17 protein-coding genes are annotated in these 19,556 nt (G+C 61.4%); 13 read left to right on the top strand and 4 right to left on the bottom strand.

The annotated features are described in order from the left end of the window. Positions 1–8 precede the first annotated feature (8 nt). Complete coding sequence (locus JQ617_RS24385) at positions 9–1,604, bottom strand: GSU2403 family nucleotidyltransferase fold protein (RefSeq protein ID WP_212028501.1); 1,596 nt, start codon at positions 1,602–1,604, stop codon at positions 9–11. A gap of 179 nt (positions 1,605–1,783) precedes the next feature. On the opposite strand from JQ617_RS24385, the gene JQ617_RS24380 reads away from it, so the two are divergent. From JQ617_RS24380 to JQ617_RS24320, 13 genes are all read left to right on the top strand, one after another. Further along, a complete protein-coding gene (locus tag JQ617_RS24380) occupies positions 1,784–3,811 on the top strand; it encodes a conjugal transfer protein TraG (RefSeq protein ID WP_212028500.1) in 2,028 nt (675 codons plus the stop codon). Positions 3,812–3,822: 11 nt separating this feature from the next. After that, the gene (locus JQ617_RS24375) at positions 3,823–4,374 is read left to right on the top strand and encodes a CopG family transcriptional regulator (protein ID WP_212028499.1); all 552 of its coding nucleotides are present in this window, start codon (positions 3,823–3,825) and stop codon (positions 4,372–4,374) included. Continuing rightward, positions 4,367–5,350: a P-type conjugative transfer ATPase TrbB gene (trbB, locus tag JQ617_RS24370; RefSeq protein WP_249157450.1), complete on the top strand. Its 984-nt coding sequence runs from the start codon at positions 4,367–4,369 to the stop codon at positions 5,348–5,350. The genes JQ617_RS24375 and trbB overlap by 8 nt, the downstream gene beginning before the upstream one ends. Before the next feature lie 18 nt (positions 5,351–5,368). Beyond that, positions 5,369–5,737, top strand: a complete 369-nt coding sequence (locus tag JQ617_RS24365) for a TrbC/VirB2 family type IV secretion system protein (protein WP_249157449.1) — start codon at positions 5,369–5,371, stop codon at positions 5,735–5,737. After that, positions 5,737–5,994 (top strand): VirB3 family type IV secretion system protein, encoded by a 258-nt coding sequence (locus JQ617_RS24360; RefSeq protein ID WP_171711385.1) that lies wholly within the window; start codon positions 5,737–5,739, stop codon positions 5,992–5,994. The genes JQ617_RS24365 and JQ617_RS24360 overlap by 1 nt, the downstream gene beginning before the upstream one ends. After that, complete coding sequence (gene trbE, locus JQ617_RS24355; protein WP_212028498.1) at positions 5,988–8,558, top strand: conjugal transfer protein TrbE; 2,571 nt, start codon at positions 5,988–5,990, stop codon at positions 8,556–8,558. Before JQ617_RS24360 ends, trbE begins: the two co-directional genes overlap by 7 nt. A gap of 30 nt (positions 8,559–8,588) precedes the next feature. Then, positions 8,589–9,341, top strand: coding sequence for a P-type conjugative transfer protein TrbJ (gene trbJ, locus JQ617_RS24350; RefSeq protein ID WP_249157448.1), 753 nt, complete (start codon positions 8,589–8,591; stop codon positions 9,339–9,341). A gap of 11 nt (positions 9,342–9,352) precedes the next feature. Further along, positions 9,353–10,516 (top strand): P-type conjugative transfer protein TrbL, encoded by a 1,164-nt coding sequence (gene trbL / locus JQ617_RS24345; RefSeq protein WP_212028497.1) that lies wholly within the window; start codon positions 9,353–9,355, stop codon positions 10,514–10,516. A gap of 3 nt (positions 10,517–10,519) precedes the next feature. Further along, the gene (gene trbF, locus JQ617_RS24340; protein ID WP_212028496.1) at positions 10,520–11,224 is read left to right on the top strand and encodes a conjugal transfer protein TrbF; all 705 of its coding nucleotides are present in this window, start codon (positions 10,520–10,522) and stop codon (positions 11,222–11,224) included. Then, positions 11,221–12,246: a P-type conjugative transfer protein TrbG gene (gene trbG, locus JQ617_RS24335; protein WP_212028495.1), complete on the top strand. Its 1,026-nt coding sequence runs from the start codon at positions 11,221–11,223 to the stop codon at positions 12,244–12,246. The genes trbF and trbG overlap by 4 nt, the downstream gene beginning before the upstream one ends. After that, the gene (locus JQ617_RS40035) at positions 12,243–13,520 is read left to right on the top strand and encodes a TraB/TrbI/VirB10 family type IV secretion system protein (RefSeq protein ID WP_249157447.1); all 1,278 of its coding nucleotides are present in this window, start codon (positions 12,243–12,245) and stop codon (positions 13,518–13,520) included. The genes trbG and JQ617_RS40035 overlap by 4 nt, the downstream gene beginning before the upstream one ends. Positions 13,521–13,523: 3 nt before the next feature. After that, entirely contained in the window at positions 13,524–13,778 is a 255-nt protein-coding gene (locus JQ617_RS24325) for a DUF2274 domain-containing protein (protein ID WP_176530551.1), read from the top strand. Between the two features lie 601 nt (positions 13,779–14,379). After that, on the top strand, positions 14,380–14,559 hold the full coding sequence (locus JQ617_RS24320; protein WP_210284462.1) for a helix-turn-helix domain-containing protein: 180 nt from the start codon (positions 14,380–14,382) through the stop codon (positions 14,557–14,559). 287 nt (positions 14,560–14,846) lie between these two features. On the opposite strand, the gene JQ617_RS24315 is transcribed toward JQ617_RS24320, so the two are convergent. From JQ617_RS24315 to mblB, 3 genes are read right to left on the bottom strand one after another with little or no spacing between them, the layout of a single operon-like run. Then, positions 14,847–16,049: a patatin-like phospholipase family protein gene (locus tag JQ617_RS24315; RefSeq protein WP_212028494.1), complete on the bottom strand. Its 1,203-nt coding sequence runs from the start codon at positions 16,047–16,049 to the stop codon at positions 14,847–14,849. Further along, the gene (gene cap2-3 / locus JQ617_RS24310) at positions 16,024–18,267 is read right to left on the bottom strand and encodes an anti-phage 6A-MBL system cap2_3 protein (protein WP_212028493.1); all 2,244 of its coding nucleotides are present in this window, start codon (positions 18,265–18,267) and stop codon (positions 16,024–16,026) included. Before cap2-3 ends, JQ617_RS24315 begins: the two co-directional genes overlap by 26 nt. Further along, on the bottom strand, positions 18,264–19,424 hold the full coding sequence (gene mblB, locus JQ617_RS24305; RefSeq protein WP_212028492.1) for an anti-phage 6A-MBL system MBL-fold protein: 1,161 nt from the start codon (positions 19,422–19,424) through the stop codon (positions 18,264–18,266). Before mblB ends, cap2-3 begins: the two co-directional genes overlap by 4 nt. Between the last annotated feature and the right edge of the window lie 132 nt (positions 19,425–19,556).

Here is a 19,556-nt window from a genome sequence, read left to right as displayed (position 1 = left end):
CCAGAGATTTACTTCCGTTTGGGCGTACGCGGAGCCGGGAAATTCCCGACGTCGGATGTCTTGACCAGGACGGCGCCGGGCTCGTCGACCGGTGAGGCGAGATATTTGGCGCGAGCGATCTCCTCGATCCTTGACCTGTTCTTGAGGAACGCTTGAAGCCGTCCCTCTTGCCCAAGGCCGTCGGCGCCAAAATGGTCATCCAGCGCCTCGCGGCTGACTGCACAGTTGACGGTGCCGCCGAGCTCCTTTCCCTGGAACGTCACCACGTCGCGGCTGAAGTCATAGCGGGCCGGTGGATTGTCGAAGGAAAGATCGAGGCCCGGTATGATCGAGCGAGGCGCGCCAATGGTCTTGAGCACCGCGTCCCGAACGGCGGGCGAAAGCAACGCAAGCGCTTCGATCATCAATTGACGCCATTTGGGACCACGGCCGTGAGCTTCCTCCCAGGCTGATTTCAGCTCATGAGGGCGCTTTTCTGCCAGGACCGCGAGCAATGCCTCGGACTGCTGCAGGTCCTTGTCGCGCTTTGCAAACCCCTCCGGACGCCTGCGGGAGATGATCAGCTTGTGGACGGCATAGCGCGCCGGCGCCGGCACATGCACGTAGATGCCGGCGCCATGCAGGATGACCGCGGGCTCGGGATCGCGGATCAGGAAGTCCAGGAAGCGCAACGGCTGGGCGTCTGTGTTCAGGGCGGGCAGCTTCTGAGGGCGGGCAGTCTCCTTGCCCTCGTGGGGCGTGAGAAAGTCGACGCGCAAGCCGCCCTTGGCGGCATAGCTCGTCACGCGCCGGCCATCGGATACGTGAGGCACGGCCCGAAAGGAACTGTCGACTTCCTTCAGCACGTCCAGAACGGGCGGGGTGGAATCCTCGACCGCGACCGAGACATTCTTGAACTGCGCGATGTCCACGTCGCCGGTCTGCAGCGAGCCGGCGGAGAGGCGAACGCCAAGCATCGCGGCATAGGTCTGGTAGGCGATCGTTCCGACGAGCACGCCACGAAGGCGGAACACGCCTGCCTTGGCAAGCGCCGCGATGACGTCGCCGCTCTCCGGAATGGGACGAGGGAAGCTGAATGAACGGACCAGCGTGGAGACAAGCGCCCGGCGCTCGCGCTCGTCTTCGCGCGCCTCCTTGTGGTGGGCAATGCGCTCCAGAAGCTCCGGCGTCTCGGGCCCGACATAGCGTTGGGACCGTTCGGCGCCAGTGCCGGTCTGGAAGTACCAATATTTGCGGCCGTTGATGCTCTTGGCCGTGAACGAGCCGTTGTCCGCGAAGGCATCCTGGAAAGCGGCGCTCGCGGTGCGCTCCAGAAGTTCGGCATAGGTCGTCTGGGCAACCAGGGAAGGGGGCGGCATGGTCGTGTTCCAGATTATACTCAGTTTGCAGATTGAGTATAAGGGGTGTGGAACCCGCCGTCCAGCGCGTTTATACTCAATCCGCGGAGTGAGTATAAAAGCAATTAACCCTGATTTCGAAGGCGAATCGGCCTGCCAGCCGCGCCCGTAGCGAAGTTTGTCCGGCTCCGCCCCTCCGTTCCACGCACCGCCTGTATCGCGCTCCAGTCCGCATGAAGAGTCGTCCAGCTTGAGCCAGCCGCTCACCTTTTGTTGAGCTGCTTGATCATGCTCGCCGTGGCTGGACGGAGATCGTTCTCGCCTTCGCACGCCAGCTCGACGTTGCTCTTGCTTCCCGCGCGCGATTTTTATTTCGATTGAACGCAGGGCGCATTGGCCCCTTTCATCGCGCCGCTCACGTGGGGTGAGTGAGTGGGGCGAGGCAGATGTTTCCAGCAAAAATCTACGTCGGCCAGATTGCCGTCGTGCTCGGCATCGTCGTTGTGTCGACCTGGGGCGCAACGCAATGGACCGCCGCAGCTCTGGGTTATCAGCAGCGTCTGGGTGAACCCTGGTTCCTGATAGTGGGCCATCCCGTCTATCTGCCTTGGCGGCTGTTCGAATGGTGGTTCGCCTATGAGGCCTATGCGCCCGAGATCTTCGAGGAGGGTGGCGCCATTGCCGCTGCCGGCGGCATTGCAGGCGCTATGTTTGCGATCGTCAATTCGGTGTGGCGCGCGCGTCAAAGCCAGTTGGTGACAACCTACGGTTCGGCACGATGGGCGACGCTGACGGAGATCAAGACAGCCGGCCTGTTCGCGTCCAAGGGAGTGTTTCTAGGTCGCCTTGAAAACAACTATCTGCGCCACGACGGACCCGAGCATGTGATGTGCTTTGCGCCGACCCGGTCGGGCAAGGGTGTGGGGCTGGTGTTGCCTACGTTGCTGTCGTGGACCTCGTCCGCGGTGGTGCACGACATCAAGGGCGAAAACTGGGAACTGACCTCCGGCTGGCGATCGACGTTCTCGCACTGCCTTTTGTTCAATCCAACCGATTCCAGAAGCGCGCGCTACAATCCGCTGCTCGAGGTGCGCAAGGGCGCAGCCGAAGTTCGCGACGTCCAGAACATCGCCGATATCCTGGTCGACCCCGAAGGGGCGCTCGAGCGCCGAACCCATTGGGAAAAGACCAGTCATTCGCTTCTGGTCGGCGTCATCCTTCACGTCCTTTACGCCGAAGAAAAGAAGACGCTGACCCGCGTCACGGAGATCCTGGCCGATCCAGCTCAATCCTTTGAGAAGACGCTCAGGATCATGTTGGCAACCAATCACCTCGGGACCGAGGCTGAGCCGAAGGTACACCCCGTCGTCGCCGCGACGGCACGAGAACTGCTCAACAAGTCCGAAAACGAACGCTCCGGCGTTCTGTCGACCGCCGTAAGCTTTCTTGGGCTCTACCGCGATCCCGTCGTCAGCCGAAACACCGAATCCTGCGATTGGCGCATCGCCGACCTCGTGAGTGCCGATAAGCCGGTCACGCTCTACCTCGTCGTTCCGCCGTCGGACATCAGCCGGACCAAGCCGCTGATCAGGCTGATCCTCAACCAGATCGGCCGCCGGCTGACCGAGACGCTGAATACCAAGGCAGGCGACCGCAGGCACCGTCAGCTCCTGATGATGCTGGACGAGTTTCCTGCGCTCGGCCGGCTCGACTTTTTCGAGAGCGCGCTCGCCTTCATGGCCGGCTACGGCATCCGCGCCTATCTGATCGCTCAGTCGCTCAACCAGATCGCAAAGGCGTATGGCGAGAACAATGCGATCCTGGACAATTGTCACGTCCGCATTGCTTTTGCCGCCAATGACGAGCGCACCGCGAAACGGATCTCGGACGCGCTCGGCACCGCAACCGAACTACGTGCACAGCGCAACTATGCGGGCCATCGGCTGGCTCCCTGGCTTGGCCACGTGATGGTCAGCCGTCAGGAGACGGCGCGTCCTTTGCTGACGCCAGGCGAAGTGATGCAACTGCCGCCCGATCAGGCCATCGTGCTGGTCTCGGGCCTTGCGCCGGTCCGGGCGACGAAGCTGCGGCACTACGAGGACGCAAACTTCGTCAGTCGTCTGCGCAGTCCTCCATCCTTGGTGGGCGGCGACTATGCCGATCGGCCGCCAGCCCGCCTTGACGATTGGCGTGGCGAGTTGCGCACCACCGACCTTCGGCTTGCGACCCTGCCATATCGCGAACTGATGCAGACGGGCGGCGAGGAGGGTGGTCTCAAGCAGCAATTGCCGTTGTTCGACGAGGCCGCACCAGTTGCGACCGACGTCCGTGCCATCGAGGAGCGATTGCTCGATGACGAGTCCGACGTCGCCGCCGATCGCAGCCAGATGCAGCAAGCGGCAAACGCGTCCGGCGCCGTGCGTCGAGCCCACGCCGTCACCCGCGACGACGACGATCTTCTCCCCTCGTTCTGAAGAGCATCCCGATGAAACCGAAACTGTCGGCCTACGTCTCCGAAAGCGTGGCGCAGCGGCTCGAGCTCGCCGCCAAGCGCCCCGGCGCCAATAAGTCAGCCATCGTCGATGCTGCGCTGGATCGCTTTCTCAATCCCGAGCGAGACGCCAGCGGCGATGCGGCGCTGATCCGAAGGCTTGACCGGATGAGCCGGCAGCTGGAACGCACCGACCGCGACCTTGGCGTGCTCGCTGAGACGATAGCGCTGTTCATCCGGTACTACCTGACCATCACCCCGCCACTGCCGTCGCAAGACCAGGACGCGGCGCGCGCGCTTGGTCGCGAGCGGTTTGAGATGTTTGTCGCCCAGGTCGGCAAGCGCGTCGCCTCCGGTGGCCGGCTTGTCGCTGATGTCATGGATCGCGTCAGCGCCTCGAAGCCGGATCTCTTTATGCGGAATCTCGAGGAGGGCGCCCCTCTGGGCGCTGTGCAATCCAGCGATACTGGATCCCGCGCGCAAAGCGCGACGGGTGAGCCGCCGGAGCATTCTCCGGCAGGGCGAGAGGAGGCCGGGAATGTCTGATCTCCTCTCGCCAGAAACCCGCGAACGTCGCCGGGGTATGCTGCGGACCGCGATGGGGCCGGCGATCGCTCTGGCGCTGGAAGAGCCTGATGTCGTCGAGGTCATGGTCAATCCCGATGGGAGGCTTTGGCTTGATCGGCACGGGACGGGCCGCGCAGATACTGGCGTTGTCCTGACGCCGCAGGAGTCGGAGCGGATCATCCGGCTGGTCGCCAGCCATGTGCGGGCAGAGGCGAGCGGTTCGTCTCCGATCGTCTCTGCAGAGCTGCCCGAAACCGGTGAACGCTTTGAGGGCGTCTTGCCGCCGGTCTCGCTTGCGCCTTGCTTTGCCATCCGCAAGCCCGCAACGACAACATTCCGGCTGTCCGACTACGTGAGGGCACAGATCGCCTCGCCGCTCATGGCGAAGGTGCTGACGGCGGCAGTGACGGAGGCGCGCAGCGTCCTGATCGCAGGCGGCACCGGGTCGGGCAAGACGACGCTTGCCAATGCGCTTCTTGCTGAAATCGCCGGCCTCGAAGAGCGTGTGGTCATCATCGAAGACACCCGCGAGCTGCGCTGCGATGCAAAGGATGCCGTGACGCTCCGGACCAAGCCGGGCGTGGCGAGCCTTGCCGATCTTGTCCGATCCACGCTGCGCTTGCGGCCCGATCGCATCATCGTCGGTGAGGTCAGAGGCGCCGAGGCCCTCGACATGTTGAAGGCCTGGAATACCGGCCATCCCGGCGGAATCGCCACGGTCCATGCCAACTCGGCGCGCGCCGCGCTCTACCGTATCGAGCAACTGATCCAAGAAGCGGTCGCTACAGTCCCGCGTCGGCTGATTGCCGAGGCGATCGACGTGATCGTCTTCATCAAGGGGCGGGGTCCCGCAAGGCGCATTGAGACCGTCGCCGAGCTCAAGGGCCTCGATCCGGCAGGCGACTATCTGCTCGAGACCCCGCCCGGACTTCCAAACACATCCCATCGGCCCTGACCACAAGGAGACTGCAATATGCCCATTCGTCTGCGTCTAAACGTGCGTTCCCGCCTTCGCGGATTCTGTTCGATCAACGCTCTGCCTCTGGTCGAGCTCGGCGTGGCCTCGGCTTGCGTGCTCCTCAGCGTCACGGCGGCACACGCCGCAGGTTCAGGCATGCCGTGGGAAGCGCCGCTCGAGCGCGTCCTGGAATCTGTGCAGGGGCCGGTCGCCAAGATCGTCGCCGTCATCATCATCACGGTGACCGGCATATCGCTGGCCTTTGGCGACACATCCGGTGGATTCCGCAAGATGGTCCAGGTCGTCTTCGGCCTCTCGATCGCCTTCGCCGCAAGTTCCTTCTTCCTCTCGTTCTTCTCGTTCGGTGGCGGAGCACTGATCTGATGCGCCCCGATGGTTTTGAACTCGTGCTCCACCGCTCGTTGACGGAGCCAATCCTGATCGGCGGCGCCCCGCGTGCCGCCGCCATCCTGATTGGGACCCTCTCGGCGGTGCTGGCGCTCGGCCTGCGCCTTTGGCTCGCAGGCCTCGTCCTCTGGGTCATCGGCCACAGCGCGGCCGTTTGGCTCGCCAAGCGCGACCCGGCCTTCGTCGAAGTCGCCATCCGTCACACCAAGCATAAGGGCCGGCTCGCATGCTGAACTTGAGAGAATTCCGCGGTAACGCCTTTCGGCTGGCGGATTGGCTGCCCTGGGCATGCCTTGTCGCTCCGGGCGTCATCCTCAACAAGGATGGCAGCTTCCAACGGACGATCCGATACCGCGGACCGGACCTCGATAGCGCGACCGAAGCCGAGTTGATGAGCGTCGTGTCCCGCGTCAATAACGTTCTGAAGCGGTTTGGCTCAGGTTGGGCTCTCTTCTTCGATGCCACGCGCATCCCGGCCTCCGAGTATCCGCGGTCGGAATTCCCGGATCCGGTCTCCTGGCTGGTGGACGAGGAGCGGCGTGCCGCCTTCGAAGGGCCCGCCGGTGTCGCCTGGGAGGATCCGTCGCGTCCCGGCGGCCAGCATTTCGAAAGCGTTCTGCATCTGACGTTGATGTACCTGCCGCCGGCGGAAACGGTCTCGCGCCTCGAGGGTCTATTCCTCGAGCGCCCCAAGGCGAAGGATCGCGTGACCGGAAAAAAACAACGCACTCGGTCCGGGCAATCGATCAATACTTCTGCGCAAGGTGACACCAACGACGGCGAGATCGACACCCAACAGAGATATGATAGCGACGAGAAAGGCTATCGCGAACATCTCCAGAGGTTCATCCAGGAAACCGATCGGACGATCGATCTCCTCTCGTCGGTCTTGCCCGAGATCTGGCCCCTTAACGATGCGGAGACGCTCACCTATCTTCATAGCTGCGTCTCGACCAAGCGACATCCGGTCGTCGTTCCCAAGATTCCAGCCTATCTTGATTGCTTCCTGAGCGATGAGCCTCTGACCGGGGGATTGTCCCCGGCGATTGGGCGGAGCCACCTGCGCGCGTTGACCGTTCTCGGGTTTCCGCACGTCACCTTTCCCGGCCTGCTGGACGAGTTGAACCGGCTTGGCGTCGCCTATCGCTGGGCCACCCGGTTCATTCCGCTTGATCGCACGCAGGCCAACGCGACGCTGTCGCGCTACCGGCGGCAGTGGTTTGCCAAGCGGAAGTCGCTTGCGGCGATCCTGAAGGAGGTCATGTTCAACGAGCAGGCGGCGCTGCTCGATACTGACGCCAGCAACAAGGCTCTCGACGCCGACGCGGCGCTCTCCGAGCTTGGCGACGATCTGGTTGCGTTCGGCTACATCACAACGACCGTCACCGTAAGCGACGAGGATTCCCATCAAGCGGACGAGAAGATCCGCGCGGTCGAGCGGGTGATCAACAGCCGGGGCTTCACGGCGATCCGCGAAAGCGTCAACGCGGTCGAAGCCTGGCTTGGCGGTCTGCCGGGCCAGGCCTATGCCAACATCCGCCAGCCGATCGTTCACACGCTGAACCTTGCCCATATGTGCCCATTGTCGGCGGTATGGGCCGGACCGGAGCGGTGCGAGCACCTTGATGGACCGCCGCTTCTGATAGCCAAGACCAAGGGGGCCACCCCGTTTCGCTTGTCGCTTCACGCCGGCGACGTCGGGCATACCATCATTGTCGGTCCAACGGGGGCGGGCAAGTCGGTCCTGCTCTCGATGCTCGCCCTTCAATTCCGACGCTATCCGAATGCCCAGTTGATCACCTTTGACAAGGGGCGGTCGGCACGGGTCACCACGCTCGCATTGTCGGGGGCCTGGTACGAACTGGGCGCCAAGGGCGGCATCGCGTTTCAGCCGCTCAAGGATGTCGCGGAGGAGGGCGCGAGACTCTGGGCGCTCGATTGGCTGTGCGGCGTGCTCGCCCATGAGCAAGTGACCGTAACGCCTGAAGTCAAGGAGACGCTCTGGTCGGCGCTGAAGAGCCTCGGCTCTGCGCCCGTCTCGCAGCGGACGATGACCGGGCTCGTGGCACTGCTTGCCCGAGACGCGCTCCGGCAGGCGCTACAGCCCTACACGCTGGAGGGGCCGTACGGCCGCTTTCTGGACGCGGACGCCGACCGCCTTTCCGGCGCAGACGTGCTGACCTTCGAAATGGAAGAGTTGATGGCGTTGCCGGGCCTCGTGGCGCCGGTTCTGACCTATCTCTTCCACACCCTCGAAGACCGCTTTGACGGCAGGCCGACGCTGCTGGTGCTGGATGAGGCCTGGGTGTTTCTGGACGACCCGTTGTTCGCAAGCCGCATTCGCGAATGGCTGAAGACGCTGCGCAAGAAGAACGTAGCCGTCATCTTCGCAACCCAGTCGCTCGCCGATATCGCTGACAGCCAGATTGCTCCCGCAATCATCGAATCCTGCCCGAGCAGGATATTCTTGCCTAACCCGCGTGCGCTGGAGCCGACCCAGACCGAGACTTATCGGCGGTTCGGCCTGAACGACACGCAGGTGCGCCTGATCGCGGAAGCATTCCCCAAGCGCGACTATTATCTGCAATCCCGCGCCGGCAATCGCCTGTTTGAGCTCGGCCTGGGACCAGTGGCGCTCGCGCTCGTCGCGGCGTCCTCGCCCGAAGATCAACGGACCGTCGACGCGGTCGTGTCTCGCTCCGGCCCCCATCACTTTGCCAAGCGCTATCTCGCCGAACGAGACCTGCACTGGGCAGCGAACCTGATCAGCACCTTCGAACAGGCCCAGAAAGCCTGACCCCAATCCTAACTTTCACGGAGTTATCCCATGCTGAAGATCTTCGGCACGCCTGTCGCATGTCGTACGCTAAAAGCCGCCCCAATCGTAGCGCTGTCCTTCGTCATCGCGCTGAACGGATCCCAACGGCTTGGGGCACAGGTCGTCGTGTTCGATCCATCGAACTACAGCCAGAACCTCTTAACGGCGGCTCGTACGCTCGAGCAGATCAACAATCAGGTCAGGAGTCTTCAAAACCAGACGCAGTCGTTGCTCAATCAGGCCAAGAATCTCACTAGCTTGCCCACAAGCGTTGTCGGTCAGCTTTCTTCGAACATCAATGAGATGAACGGCTTGATCAGTCAGGCGAAGAACGTCTCGTTCGACGTGCAGAAGGCGCAACAGGATTTTGAACGCCTTTATCCTCGCCAATACGCTGCAGCCATCTCCTCCGACAAGATGGTGCAGGATGCGACGTCGCGTTGGGACAATAGTTACGACGGACTGAAGCAGTCGCTCACTGTTCAGTCTGCCATTGTCAGCGGGTTGGACCAGGACGGTCAGACGCTTCGAACGCTGATGGCAAACTCGTCCGCTGCGGTCGGTTCGTTGCAGGCCCAACAGTCCGGCAACGAATTGCTGGCGTTGCAGATCAAGCAGTCCTTGCAGACACAGGCATTGATGGCAACACAGGCGCGCGCGGACACGCTGCGCGCCGCCGAGCAGCAGGCATCGTCGGCAGCCGCGAAGGAGCGATTTACTCGCTTCATCGGCGACGGCCATGCCTACACCAGCGGCAAGTAGGTGAGGGCATCATGGCTGATCTTTCCGTCATTGACCGCTTTACCGAAACTTTCTCGCGCTACATCGACTCCGGGTTTGGCCTTCTATCGGGCGATGTCTCCTTCTTGAGTTCAACGCTTATCGGCATCGACCTGACGTTGGCCGGACTTGCCTGGGCTATGCGGGCCGACGATCACATCATGGTCACGCTCGCCAAGAAGGTGCTCTACGTCGGCGCCTTCGCGTTCATCATCGGCAACTTCAAGAGCCTCGCCGATATCGTCTTCGCGTCGTTCTCCAGCATCGGGCTGAAGGCATCAGGCGGAAGCCTGAGCGCCGCCGACCTGGCGCGGCCGGGTTTCGTCGCATCCGCCGGCTTTACTGCGGCACATCCTCTTCTCGAGGAGACCGGCCAGTTCTCTGGCTTCGACGTTCTAACCAATCTGCCAACGATCCTGATCCTGCTGTTCTGCTGGATCCTGATCGTGCTTGCCTTCTTCGTCCTCTCGGTTCAGCTCTTCGTCACGCTGATCGAATTCAAGCTGACGACGCTCGCAAGCTTCATTCTCGTGCCGTTCGCTCTTTGGGGAAAGACCTCGTTCCTGGCGGAAAAAACGCTCGGCAATGTCGTCGCTTCCGGAGTGAAAGTGATGGTTCTCGCGATCATCATTGGGATTGGCTCGACGATTTTTAGCCAGCTTGCAAGCACGTTGACGCGGCCGGTCGATATCGTGTCGGCCATGAGCCTGTTGCTTGCGGCTCTTTCTCTGTTCGGCCTTGGCATCTTTGGGCCGGGCATCGCGGCAGGACTGGTCTCGGGAGCCCCCCAACTGGGAGCAGGCGCTGCAGCAGGGACAGCGGCGGGCGCGGCTGCGGTCGTGATCGGCGGCGGAGCTGCGGCCGCAGGAGGCTTGCGTCTCGCGGCAGGCGGTTCAATGGCTGCCGTCCGCTCCGCAGCATCGCTCACCGGCGCGTCTTCGGCCGCGGGCACGTCGGCGCGGGCCGCAACGGTGGGTCAGCTCTCTAGCACGAGTGCCGGCGGTGCATCGAACGGCGCGGCTGCTTCGGGCACGGGGCGCCCGGCGGCATCGTCTGGCCGGGGACACGCAAGGGAAGCAGCGCAGGTTGCCGCTCACACCCTGAAAGAGGGTGACAAGGGCGGGCATTCCTCAGGTCCGAAGCTCGGGGAGGAGTAGGACATGGCAAGTCATCCCTTTCAACGCGTATCTGTTCGATACGGCGAAACACCCGAGCCGGTCACGCCTTATCAGAAGGCGGCACAAGTCTGGGACGAGCGGCTGGGGTCCGCCCGCGTTCAGGCGAGCAATTGGCGATTGGCAGCGCTGGCGGCCATCGGCCTGTCGGGTGTGCTCGGACTGACGATCTTTGCGCAGATCGCTCGCTCGGGTGTCGTTCCCTACGTGGTTGAGGTTGATCGGCTCGGCGAAGTCCGGGCAGTCGGACCAGCACTCGAAGCCTACCAACCATCGGATGCACAGATCGCGCATTTTCTCGCACGCTTCATCGAGAACGTTCGTTCGCTGTCGATTGATCCGGTCATCGTTCGGGCCAACTGGCTGCGTGCTTACGACTTTGTCACCGATCGCGGGGCGCAGGCGTTGAACGACTATGCGCGCGATGCCGATCCGTTCACGAAGATCGGCTCCAAAACAGTGACAGCTGAAGTCACGTCCGTGGTGCGTGCGTCCGGCGACAGCTTCGAAATCCGCTGGAAGGAGAACACCTACGAGAACGGCGCGATCGCAAAAACCGAGCGCTTCACAGGTCTCGTCACCACCGTTCTCAGGCCGCCCTCGGATGCCGAAACGCTGCGGAAAAATCCACTCGGCCTCTACGTCCATTCCCTCAACTGGTCGCGCGACCTCATTGGAGACGCCAAATGAATTCCACAGTCCTCGCCAAGCTCGCGTCGGCCAGCGTCCTTGCCTTGTCTCTTGGGCTTGGCGGATGCGCCACCAAGCTCAATCTCGAAGCGCCCTATGATGACATGGTCTTCGAGAAGGGCTTTCCGGAGGCCGATCCCCCAGCACCGGTACAAGTCGTCGAAACGCCCAAGGTCCTTCCGTTGCCGGGTCAGTTGAAGCCCTTGCCGACAAAGGGCAGCAAGGAGGAGAAGCTGCCGCCGGAGCAGGCGATCGCCAAGGCAAACAAGGCAGCGAGGATGGAGCCGACGCGAGCTGGATACATCAACGCCATCCAGGTCTACCCATGGACGGAAGGCGCGCTCTACCGTCTCTATGCGAGTCCCGAGAAGGTGTCGACCATCGCGCTTCAGCCTGGCGAGGAGCTGATCGACGTCTCCACCGGCGATACTGTTCGCTGGGTGGTCGGTGATACCTCGAGCGGGCAGGGGACTGCCCGGCGGGTGCACATCCTGATTAAGCCAACGCTTCCGGACATTCAGACCAATCTCGTGGTCCTGACCGACCGGCGGGCCTATCACCTCGAGCTCGTCTCGACCAAGCAAACCTATATGGCGTCCATCTCGTGGACGTATCCGACCGATACGCTCGTGGCTCTTCACAAGCAGAACCTCGCGGCCCAGGAAAACGAAGAACGCATCGTCGATCGTGGTGTGCGGCTCGACAGCTTGAACTTCCGCTATCGAATCGAAGGAGACGATCCGCCCTGGCGGCCGCTGAGGGCCTTCGACGACGGCCGGAAGGTCTATATCCAGATGCCATCCGGCCTGTCGCAAGGGGAGGCGCCGCCCTTGTTCGTCGCCGGAGTCGATGGGCGGCCGAACCTCGTCAACTACCGGGTCCGCGGCACCTACTACATCGTCGATCGGATGTTCGGCGCCGCCGAGCTCCGCCTTGGCGAAAATCCCCAGCGCATCGTCCGGATCATCCGGATCGACGCGCGGCCCGTGTCGCAAGCCTTCAGCAACGGGAGCGCCTCATGACGGGCTTGGATCAGGATCCGGAGCCGCTGGAACTGCGGGCGCGACCGCGGCCTGTTCGGCGCCTCAACCGGCGGGCCCTCATCATCGGCTGCGCTGTCGCGGCGCTGTTTGTTGGCGGCGCAATACTCATTGCACTCCGGCCACACTCCTTCAAGCAGACGGAGCGAACAGAGCTTTACAATACCGATCGCAAGCAGACCGCCGAAGGCTTGAGCAAGCTGCCGAAGTCCTATGAGGAGTTGCCGCCGTCGACGCCGCGGCTTGGCCCTCCGTCCCCTGGGGACATCGGTAGGGCCTTTGCGGAAAACGAGAAGAAGGCCGGCGTGGCATCGGACACGAGCTTCCGCACCAATCCGGAGGAAGACGCCGAGCGGGCTGAGCGGATCCGCCAGACACGGGTCGCGCAACAGGCAAAGGAGTCGGGCTTGTTCGTCCGCCTGTCGGAGAAGCAGGAGAAGCGCAAGCAGACGAGTCCGACCGAACCAACAGTTGCTGCGGCCCCATCGGCATTCCGGCCTTCGACGCTCGACACAGGGCCATCTGCCGCGGAACTCGCAAAGACGGCGCAGGCGATGATCGACCGCTCTAGCGAGATCATTCCATCGTCACAGGCGCGCAAGCTGGCCTTCGTGGGGGCTAAAGCCGACACGGAAACGACCAATCCTCATGCGCTCAAGCTAGCGCCATCGACCTATGCCGTCATGGCGGGGTCGATCATCCCTGCAAGTCTCGTCACGGGGCTGAATTCCGACTTGCCCGGCACCACCATCGGCCAAGTCACTGAGAACGTCTATGACACGGTGACTGGCGAGCATCTCCTGATCCCGCAAGGGACTCGGATCATCGGAAAATACGACAGCGTCGTCGCTTTCGGCCAGAAGCGGGCGCTGGTCGTTTGGACGAGGCTCATCTTGCCGAATGGCAATTCAATCGTGATTGAGAACCTTCCGGCCACTGACGTCGCTGGCTACGCCGGTCTCGAGGACGAGGTGGACTTCCATACCTGGCAATTGCTCAAGGGCGTAGCGCTGGCAACTTTGATCGGAGTGGGTACCCAGCTATCGATCGGCAATGACGAAAGCGATCTTGTAAAGGCGCTGCGGGAGAGCACGCAGCAAACAACCAATCGTGCGGGGCAGCGCCTGGTGGAGCGCGAGCTCGACGTGCAGCCGACAATCACGGTACGGCCTGGGTGGCCGCTGCGGGTGATTGTTTCGAAGGATCTGGTGCTGAAGCCGTACCAGGACGTTCAGGCAATGGCGAAGGGCAGGTAAGGGATGAAGCTTGCGAAGCTGCCTGATCGGACGCCGGTCAAAGTGAACGTTGTGTTTACGCCAGGCCTGGCGCAGAGACTGCGCGAGTATGCTGCGTTCTATGCAGAGACCTACGGTAACAAGGAGGAAGTGGCTGAGCTGATACCGTTCATGCTCGAGGCATTTATTGACGGCGATGTCGCTTTTAGGAGAGCAAAGCAGAGATCAAGCAATCGCGACCAAATGTTTACGGATGGGGATGACTCTACTTCGAGCTAGTGTCCGTTTTCCGATGATTGAAATGATCGCTCGACGGGATGTCACTAATCGACCTAGCGAAACATCTGAAGGCACACGGCGACTAGGTGCAGCGAACGTCCGAGTCGATCGTGCAACTGCTCCAGTTCATGCTTCGTGGCACCTTCAAGCCGAAGGCTATCTCGGGCAAGCGCACGCCTCACTAGAGCATCGATCGGCTCAGACGTAAGAACCTGGGCCGGAGACTTGGTCCTTACGAATTCGAACGAGGATTCGACTTGGCCGCTCGGAGTTACGACAGCGGATGTGATCACGCTGCCCATGACAACAGCTTCCACTAGCTCAGTGGGCAGATTAATCGCGCATATGACAGCTCCAGTTTCTCTACACCTGTAGCCGGCTAGATAGCCTATCGCTCCCAAGCTTCCGGGAGAATGGCCGCAGGATTCCAGGAACGGCTCCAAGATGATTGCCTCGTAGTTACCCATGACGGTAGCTCCAATTCTTCGGTCTCCCTCTTTATGTAACTTAAAAGCGGTCGCCTTAAAGGCGTCAATACGCAGGATGTGTGTTGGTGAAGCTGACACACAAAGGACCGCTGCGAGACGTTTTGGCAAAGAACATGCGACGCCTGCGGGCCGCGCGTGGGCTTAGCCAGGAGGCGCTTGCCTATGAATGCGGCATTAACCGAACCTACCTCAGCGGAGTCGAGCGTTCAGAGCGGAACGTGTCCATCGATAATATCGCCCGAATTGCGGTAGGGCTTGGAGTTGAGCCATGGCGGCTTCTGAAGGACGATTGAGGCACACACCTTGCCGTCTTGGTGTTCGGTTCAGCTAGGCGAGTGGCCTTATTCAGTTGGACCACGTTGGATCACGTTTCCCCTACGGAAGACAGCCGATCCCGAAAACGTCCACGGGCAGGATCCAAAGTTTGTCGAATATATATGGACCAACCCTTTGACCGGTGCGGGTTGGTGCACTGGAAGATAAAGCAGCGAGGCTGATTGAGCGATCGGATCGACTGAAAGCGCACTTGTCCGTAGGGTAAGGCCTTTGCTTTCATCCACTGAGCATCCAGAATTCAGGACTACAACTGCGGTAGATATCGATCGATGATAATGTGCGTGAGCTGTTCACCTCGGCTGGTCAACAGCGTAAGGTCTTTTGCGGAGATGGGCGCGAAATCTGTTGGATAGTCGCGAACTTTGTCGCGCGTTACAAGGTCGGGGGGATGGCACGGAAGCTGGTGATCCTGTTGGCCGAGGTAGACCATTCCGAAGCCGTCCAAGTCGCCTGCTTCTACATGACGGTGTAGTCTGGAGTAGACGTGGTCTTGCGATTTGCGGTGCACCGCTTCGAATGCCTTTGCGACGCGGCTGATCCACCAGAAGGGATGATCGCCACCGTTGAGCTGGCCTGGTCCGGCGTTGAGACTGATAATATGCGTCACAGGGTATGTGTCGGTGATATCGCCGTCTCTTCCGGGCTCCAGGACGGACACTCCCAGATTGTCGAACACGCCGCCGTCGGTCAAGACGACTGTCTGGGTTCGAGTGCTGCCGCCTTTGCTGAACTGGAAAGTTTCGATAAGCGGCGGCAGGATGATGGGGAAGGCGGCCGATGCCGCCACGGCCTTCGCAACGGTTGGGGCCGGTCCAACGATTTTCCCGTAACGCCAACCTCCCGATCGTTGCGAGCCAAAACGGAATGCGGTTCCGGTCTTCAGGTCACAGGCGTTTATGACCACTTGCAAATCCGGACGCGCGACATCACAGACAGTCTTCGATCGAAAGAGGCTGGTCAGGGCCTGCTCGAACGCTGTCGTGAGGCTAGCCCAAACCAGCAGCGACTGTCGAAACACCGCAAGCGCGCGCTCGATGCGTCGTGTCGGGAGGCCGGTGAGGAGTCGACAGGCAGCGAGGATTGACGAAAGGCACCAAAGGACAGCTGTGGGCAGTCCACTTAAGATCAGTGTGAGAAGGATCTTCACCCATTGTGTGCTGGTCAGCAGCTCTTTCAAGATCATCCGCTGGATGCCATTCCGGAGCAGCTCGACGAGTTTTCGGTCGAAAGTCGCGAAATCATCCGGGCTGTAAGCATAGCAGGCGCCGATAACGCTGCCTCCCGAAACGGTGGAAAGGACCTTCACCTTTTCCAGCAGGCCTCTGTCGTGGAGCGCCCGCAAACAACCTAGGTGGAACGCCATCGCTCTCGCGCCCCCGCCAGACAGCGCGAGCCCGATGAACGGCCGCTTCGGGGGCGGACTATTGTTGGTAATCGGCTCGCTCAAAGACCGTCCCCGAAATAAGAGGCCGCGATGAGTCGGCCCCGATAATAACCATCAAGAAGCGCTTGGCCTGGAATTCCTCGCTCGTGAGGAGATTTGCCATCGCGCTGTAGTCGGTGTCACTTGGGAGCGGAATTCCTCCAGGGTGGGTGTGCCACATACCGACAAAGGCAACGGATTTCCTCGTTCTCTTGGACTTTTCGCCGTTCATTTCCGAAACGCCCGCGGTACCGCAGACGAATGCCGTCGGAGATTGAAGGCTGTCGGGCGGTGGACCGCTGATCTCATCGACCCAAAGGATTTTCAGGAACTCATCCGCGTGACCAAACAGGATACCACCCGTCTCGACGCGTCGGCCGTTGACCCGCTCGGACCTGCGCATCCACGCCCGCATTCCCGCAAGAGCGGCCTGCGTCACACGGATCTGGTAACCGTTCCGGCCATCGACGAGAACAATATCGGTGGGCCACTCGAACTCGAACTCGTTGAGGGCACCTGTGCGCTGTCCGGTCAGATCAAACGAGCGGCCGCACGCAGCAACAAGCGAGGGACTTGCCAACCATTTGCTCGCGACGTTCGTCATCAATGCCGTGAGCGCCATCACGTCGGCAGCAGAGCCCCGGAATGTCGGGCTGGAACAGCCGGGCTCCGGCTGAAATAGCCGCTTCCTGTCGGGGCTTACCGGCCAGAACTCGTCGAGGACGTGCTTTCCCTTTGCAAGATTCGACAGCGCTATCTTGGCGCGACGGTCGAGGTCCAGCGTGATGCCAGGAACGGCTTGCACAGCCATCGTCATCAAACCCTGATCCGCCTTGTGCCCCAGGGCCATTGAGATGATAGGCGGATGGGCCTTTGGCCAGGTCCTGAATTGCTTCTCCAGCGAAGTCGCGACCATTGTCGAAGCGGTCGCGTTGATGATCACGTCAGCGGCGAGAATGTCCGCACGGCGCTCCGGGACCTCCAGCAATCTCACGATATCTGCGGGCGACGAGAGCGCTTCGACCCCATAATTGGCATATCGGATGTTCTCGGCGGTCGCCTTCGCCTTGTTGGCACCAATCTGATACCGGTCGAAGAGCTGCCTGACCAGGACACCCGGCTTGACCACGTCCTTGTCGTAGAGCTGCAGCTTGGCCACGCCCGCGCGGGCAAGCAGCATGGCTACCGCGCTGCCGATAGCTCCACAACCGAGGATGACCACATGACGGCCCGCCCACCAGGCTGAAGCACTCTCGGCATCCCGTCTGGTGACGATTTCCGGTCGATCCTCAAGGACACCGCACCATTCGATGGTGGCCTTCGCCGCCCATTCATAGAATTCGGTGACGTCACTGGGATCGTCGTTGGTAGATGCCCTGATGGCTGCGCGCATTTCATCGACGCGCTGCGCATCAATGCGCCAGGCAGCCAAGTGTTGAAGGCGCGGGCCCCCGGCAATCCCGCGCATGGCGGCGCCCAGCATGAAGATTAGCGGCTGACCGCTTTCACCTCTGAGCACCCCCAACTGGATCATCAGCCGAATGACCTTGATCGGGATAGCTCGGGCCGTCAACTCATCGAGAAGTTCCGAGACTGACTTGGGATACTCGTGCGGCATCCCGGTCGGAAGGAGCACAACGGCGGCCACGCGGCCATCGGGGATGGTATCCTGGCTTTCAATCCATTCGCCGAGTTCGATACGGTTCTCGTTCTCGCGTGTGATTTTCGCGTATCCTGCCCAGAACGGCGGTTCGACGGTCGGCGTATTCTGCGTTGGGACAATTTTCAAGCTGCTGACCGCGTAGGTGACGGGCGGGTGCAGCGGCATTCCCGCCGGATCGAGTTCATCTGCGGCAGCGGCCCGAAGCCAGTCGTCGATGCGCTGCATGTAGCCGAAGAGGCCGTCTTCCGGCTGCCATTCGCTGTCGGTCGCCTGATAAAGGCAGATGTAGCTGCCCCATTGCACGTGCGAGAAGTCACCGTAGCGCTTGTGCGCGAAGTCCAGGCGCGGCACCTCTAGAGGGAAATTAGCCGGAATCTTGAGAAGCAGCCGCTCCCGTGCCCTGAAAGGAATCCCGCCTGGCTTGCGCGGGTATCCGGAGCAGTCCACCGAAATAGAAACGAGTACGGCTTCGCCATCTTCGGTCGGCTCGACGGTGTCGATAACCTCGAGCGAACCGGAGGAAGCTTGGACGATTTCGGCAAGTTGTGCGAGCGCCCAGGCCTGCCCCTCGGACTTCATTCGCGGCCGAAACCAACTTTGGCGGTTGGAGGTGCCGCACGTCCGCGGGCTGCCTCGACTGCGGCGGCCAACGTCTTGCGCGCGCCTTCGGAGACCTCGTAGTCGTCATCGTCGAGGAAGACGCCGTCTTCGTTGACGCTGAAGATGATTGGCCGGAGGTTCTCGGGCGTGCTGTATTCGCCGGTGCAGAGGAATGCCGTGTTGACGATTTCCTCATAACGGTTCCTCGCCTTGACGTGGGGCGGATTGTCGCCAGACGAATTCGATGCCGGGAATTCGGGCGAGCTCGCGACGATATAACCGATATCGAGCTGCGGCGCCTGGAGCTCGTCCATGGCGTCCTGCTGAAGAACATTGTCCTCATACATGACCTTCTTCGAGCAGTGATGCGGCGCAAGAAGCACGTTCCAGTTCAGCATGGCGTCATTGTTGTGGGCGTGCGTCTGCTCGAAGATCTGCATCAGGGTCGGGTAGGAGACATCGCCGAGGAAGAGTCCGCACATCGGATGATCTTGGTTGCCGATGATCACCCGCATGGCCACGCTGGTCTCGTTGCGGGCGTCAGCTTCACCTTCCTTGAAAGGCCCGTGGATGAAGGCATGAAAGCGGTCGCTGACGTCTGCACCGTCGAGAATGGTGATCTCCGCACCCGGGCGGGTGCGGAACTCCTCGGGAAGGTTATGATAGCGTTCGCCGGGTTGAAACAGCGAGCTGTAGCCGATAACCCGCACGCGATTGCCGGCGCCGGGATCACCTCCGGCCTTGATGGTCTTCGTTGCCCGGCGACGCGCCTCCTCGCGAAACACCTCGGCATCCTTGCACAGGACCTTTTCGTCCTCGTACTCCCGGAAGATATGCGGGCTGTGCCACAGCTCGCCGATCACAACTCGCTTGAGAAGATCCTCGAAGCCGCGGCAATGATCCTGGTCAGGATGCGTCAGGACAAAGCAGGACAGGTAGGGCTTGCCGTCGCGCTGCGGCAGCCTGGCCACGAGTTCATCAACCAGCGGAATGTGCTCGTTATCGTCCTCCTCAGCCATCACTTTGTCGTTCAGATCAATCTGCATGACTTCAGTTTCGCCGACGACGATGGTCGTGCTATCGCCGCAGCCGACAGGCCAGAAAATAAAAGACGGTCCCTTTACATCTGCGAACATCGCGCCTCCTCGGCCGGTCAGGCCTTACACCATGCCTTTAAGTAAAACGGCCGCGCAAAAGGGCATTTCCTGAATGACCATGCTGCAAGCTAGCCGGACATAGTATGTTGATTCGGGTCTGCAAGCCAAGCG

The organism is Bradyrhizobium sp. KB893862 SZCCT0404 (assembly GCF_018130885.1).
In the GTDB taxonomy this organism is placed as follows: domain Bacteria; phylum Pseudomonadota; class Alphaproteobacteria; order Rhizobiales; family Xanthobacteraceae; genus Bradyrhizobium; species Bradyrhizobium stylosanthis.
The sequence above is the reverse complement of the archived record's forward strand: the minus strand, read 5'-3'. Positions and strand labels throughout refer to the sequence as shown.

Bases quoted from the DNA above. Each gene is read 5' to 3' on its own strand.
- JQ617_RS24375 (WP_212028499.1), top strand. From the start codon at position 3,823: ATGAAACCGAAACTGTCGGCCTACGTCTCCGAAAGCGTGGCGCAGCGG.
- JQ617_RS40035 (WP_249157447.1), top strand. From the start codon at position 12,243: ATGACGGGCTTGGATCAGGATCCGGAGCCGCTGGAACTGCGGGCGCGA.
- trbG (WP_212028495.1), top strand. From the start codon at position 11,221: ATGAATTCCACAGTCCTCGCCAAGCTCGCGTCGGCCAGCGTCCTTGCC.
- JQ617_RS24360 (WP_171711385.1), top strand. From the start codon at position 5,737: ATGCGCCCCGATGGTTTTGAACTCGTGCTCCACCGCTCGTTGACGGAG.
- mblB (WP_212028492.1), bottom strand. From the start codon at position 19,424: ATGTTCGCAGATGTAAAGGGACCGTCTTTTATTTTCTGGCCTGTCGGC.
- JQ617_RS24320 (WP_210284462.1), top strand. From the start codon at position 14,380: ATGCGACGCCTGCGGGCCGCGCGTGGGCTTAGCCAGGAGGCGCTTGCC.
- trbL (WP_212028497.1), top strand. From the start codon at position 9,353: ATGGCTGATCTTTCCGTCATTGACCGCTTTACCGAAACTTTCTCGCGC.
- trbF (WP_212028496.1), top strand. From the start codon at position 10,520: ATGGCAAGTCATCCCTTTCAACGCGTATCTGTTCGATACGGCGAAACA.
- JQ617_RS24365 (WP_249157449.1), top strand. From the start codon at position 5,369: ATGCCCATTCGTCTGCGTCTAAACGTGCGTTCCCGCCTTCGCGGATTC.
- trbJ (WP_249157448.1), top strand. From the start codon at position 8,589: ATGCTGAAGATCTTCGGCACGCCTGTCGCATGTCGTACGCTAAAAGCC.
- JQ617_RS24325 (WP_176530551.1), top strand. From the start codon at position 13,524: ATGAAGCTTGCGAAGCTGCCTGATCGGACGCCGGTCAAAGTGAACGTT.
- trbB (WP_249157450.1), top strand. From the start codon at position 4,367: ATGTCTGATCTCCTCTCGCCAGAAACCCGCGAACGTCGCCGGGGTATG.
- JQ617_RS24380 (WP_212028500.1), top strand. From the start codon at position 1,784: ATGTTTCCAGCAAAAATCTACGTCGGCCAGATTGCCGTCGTGCTCGGC.
- trbE (WP_212028498.1), top strand. From the start codon at position 5,988: ATGCTGAACTTGAGAGAATTCCGCGGTAACGCCTTTCGGCTGGCGGAT.
- cap2-3 (WP_212028493.1), bottom strand. From the start codon at position 18,267: ATGAAGTCCGAGGGGCAGGCCTGGGCGCTCGCACAACTTGCCGAAATC.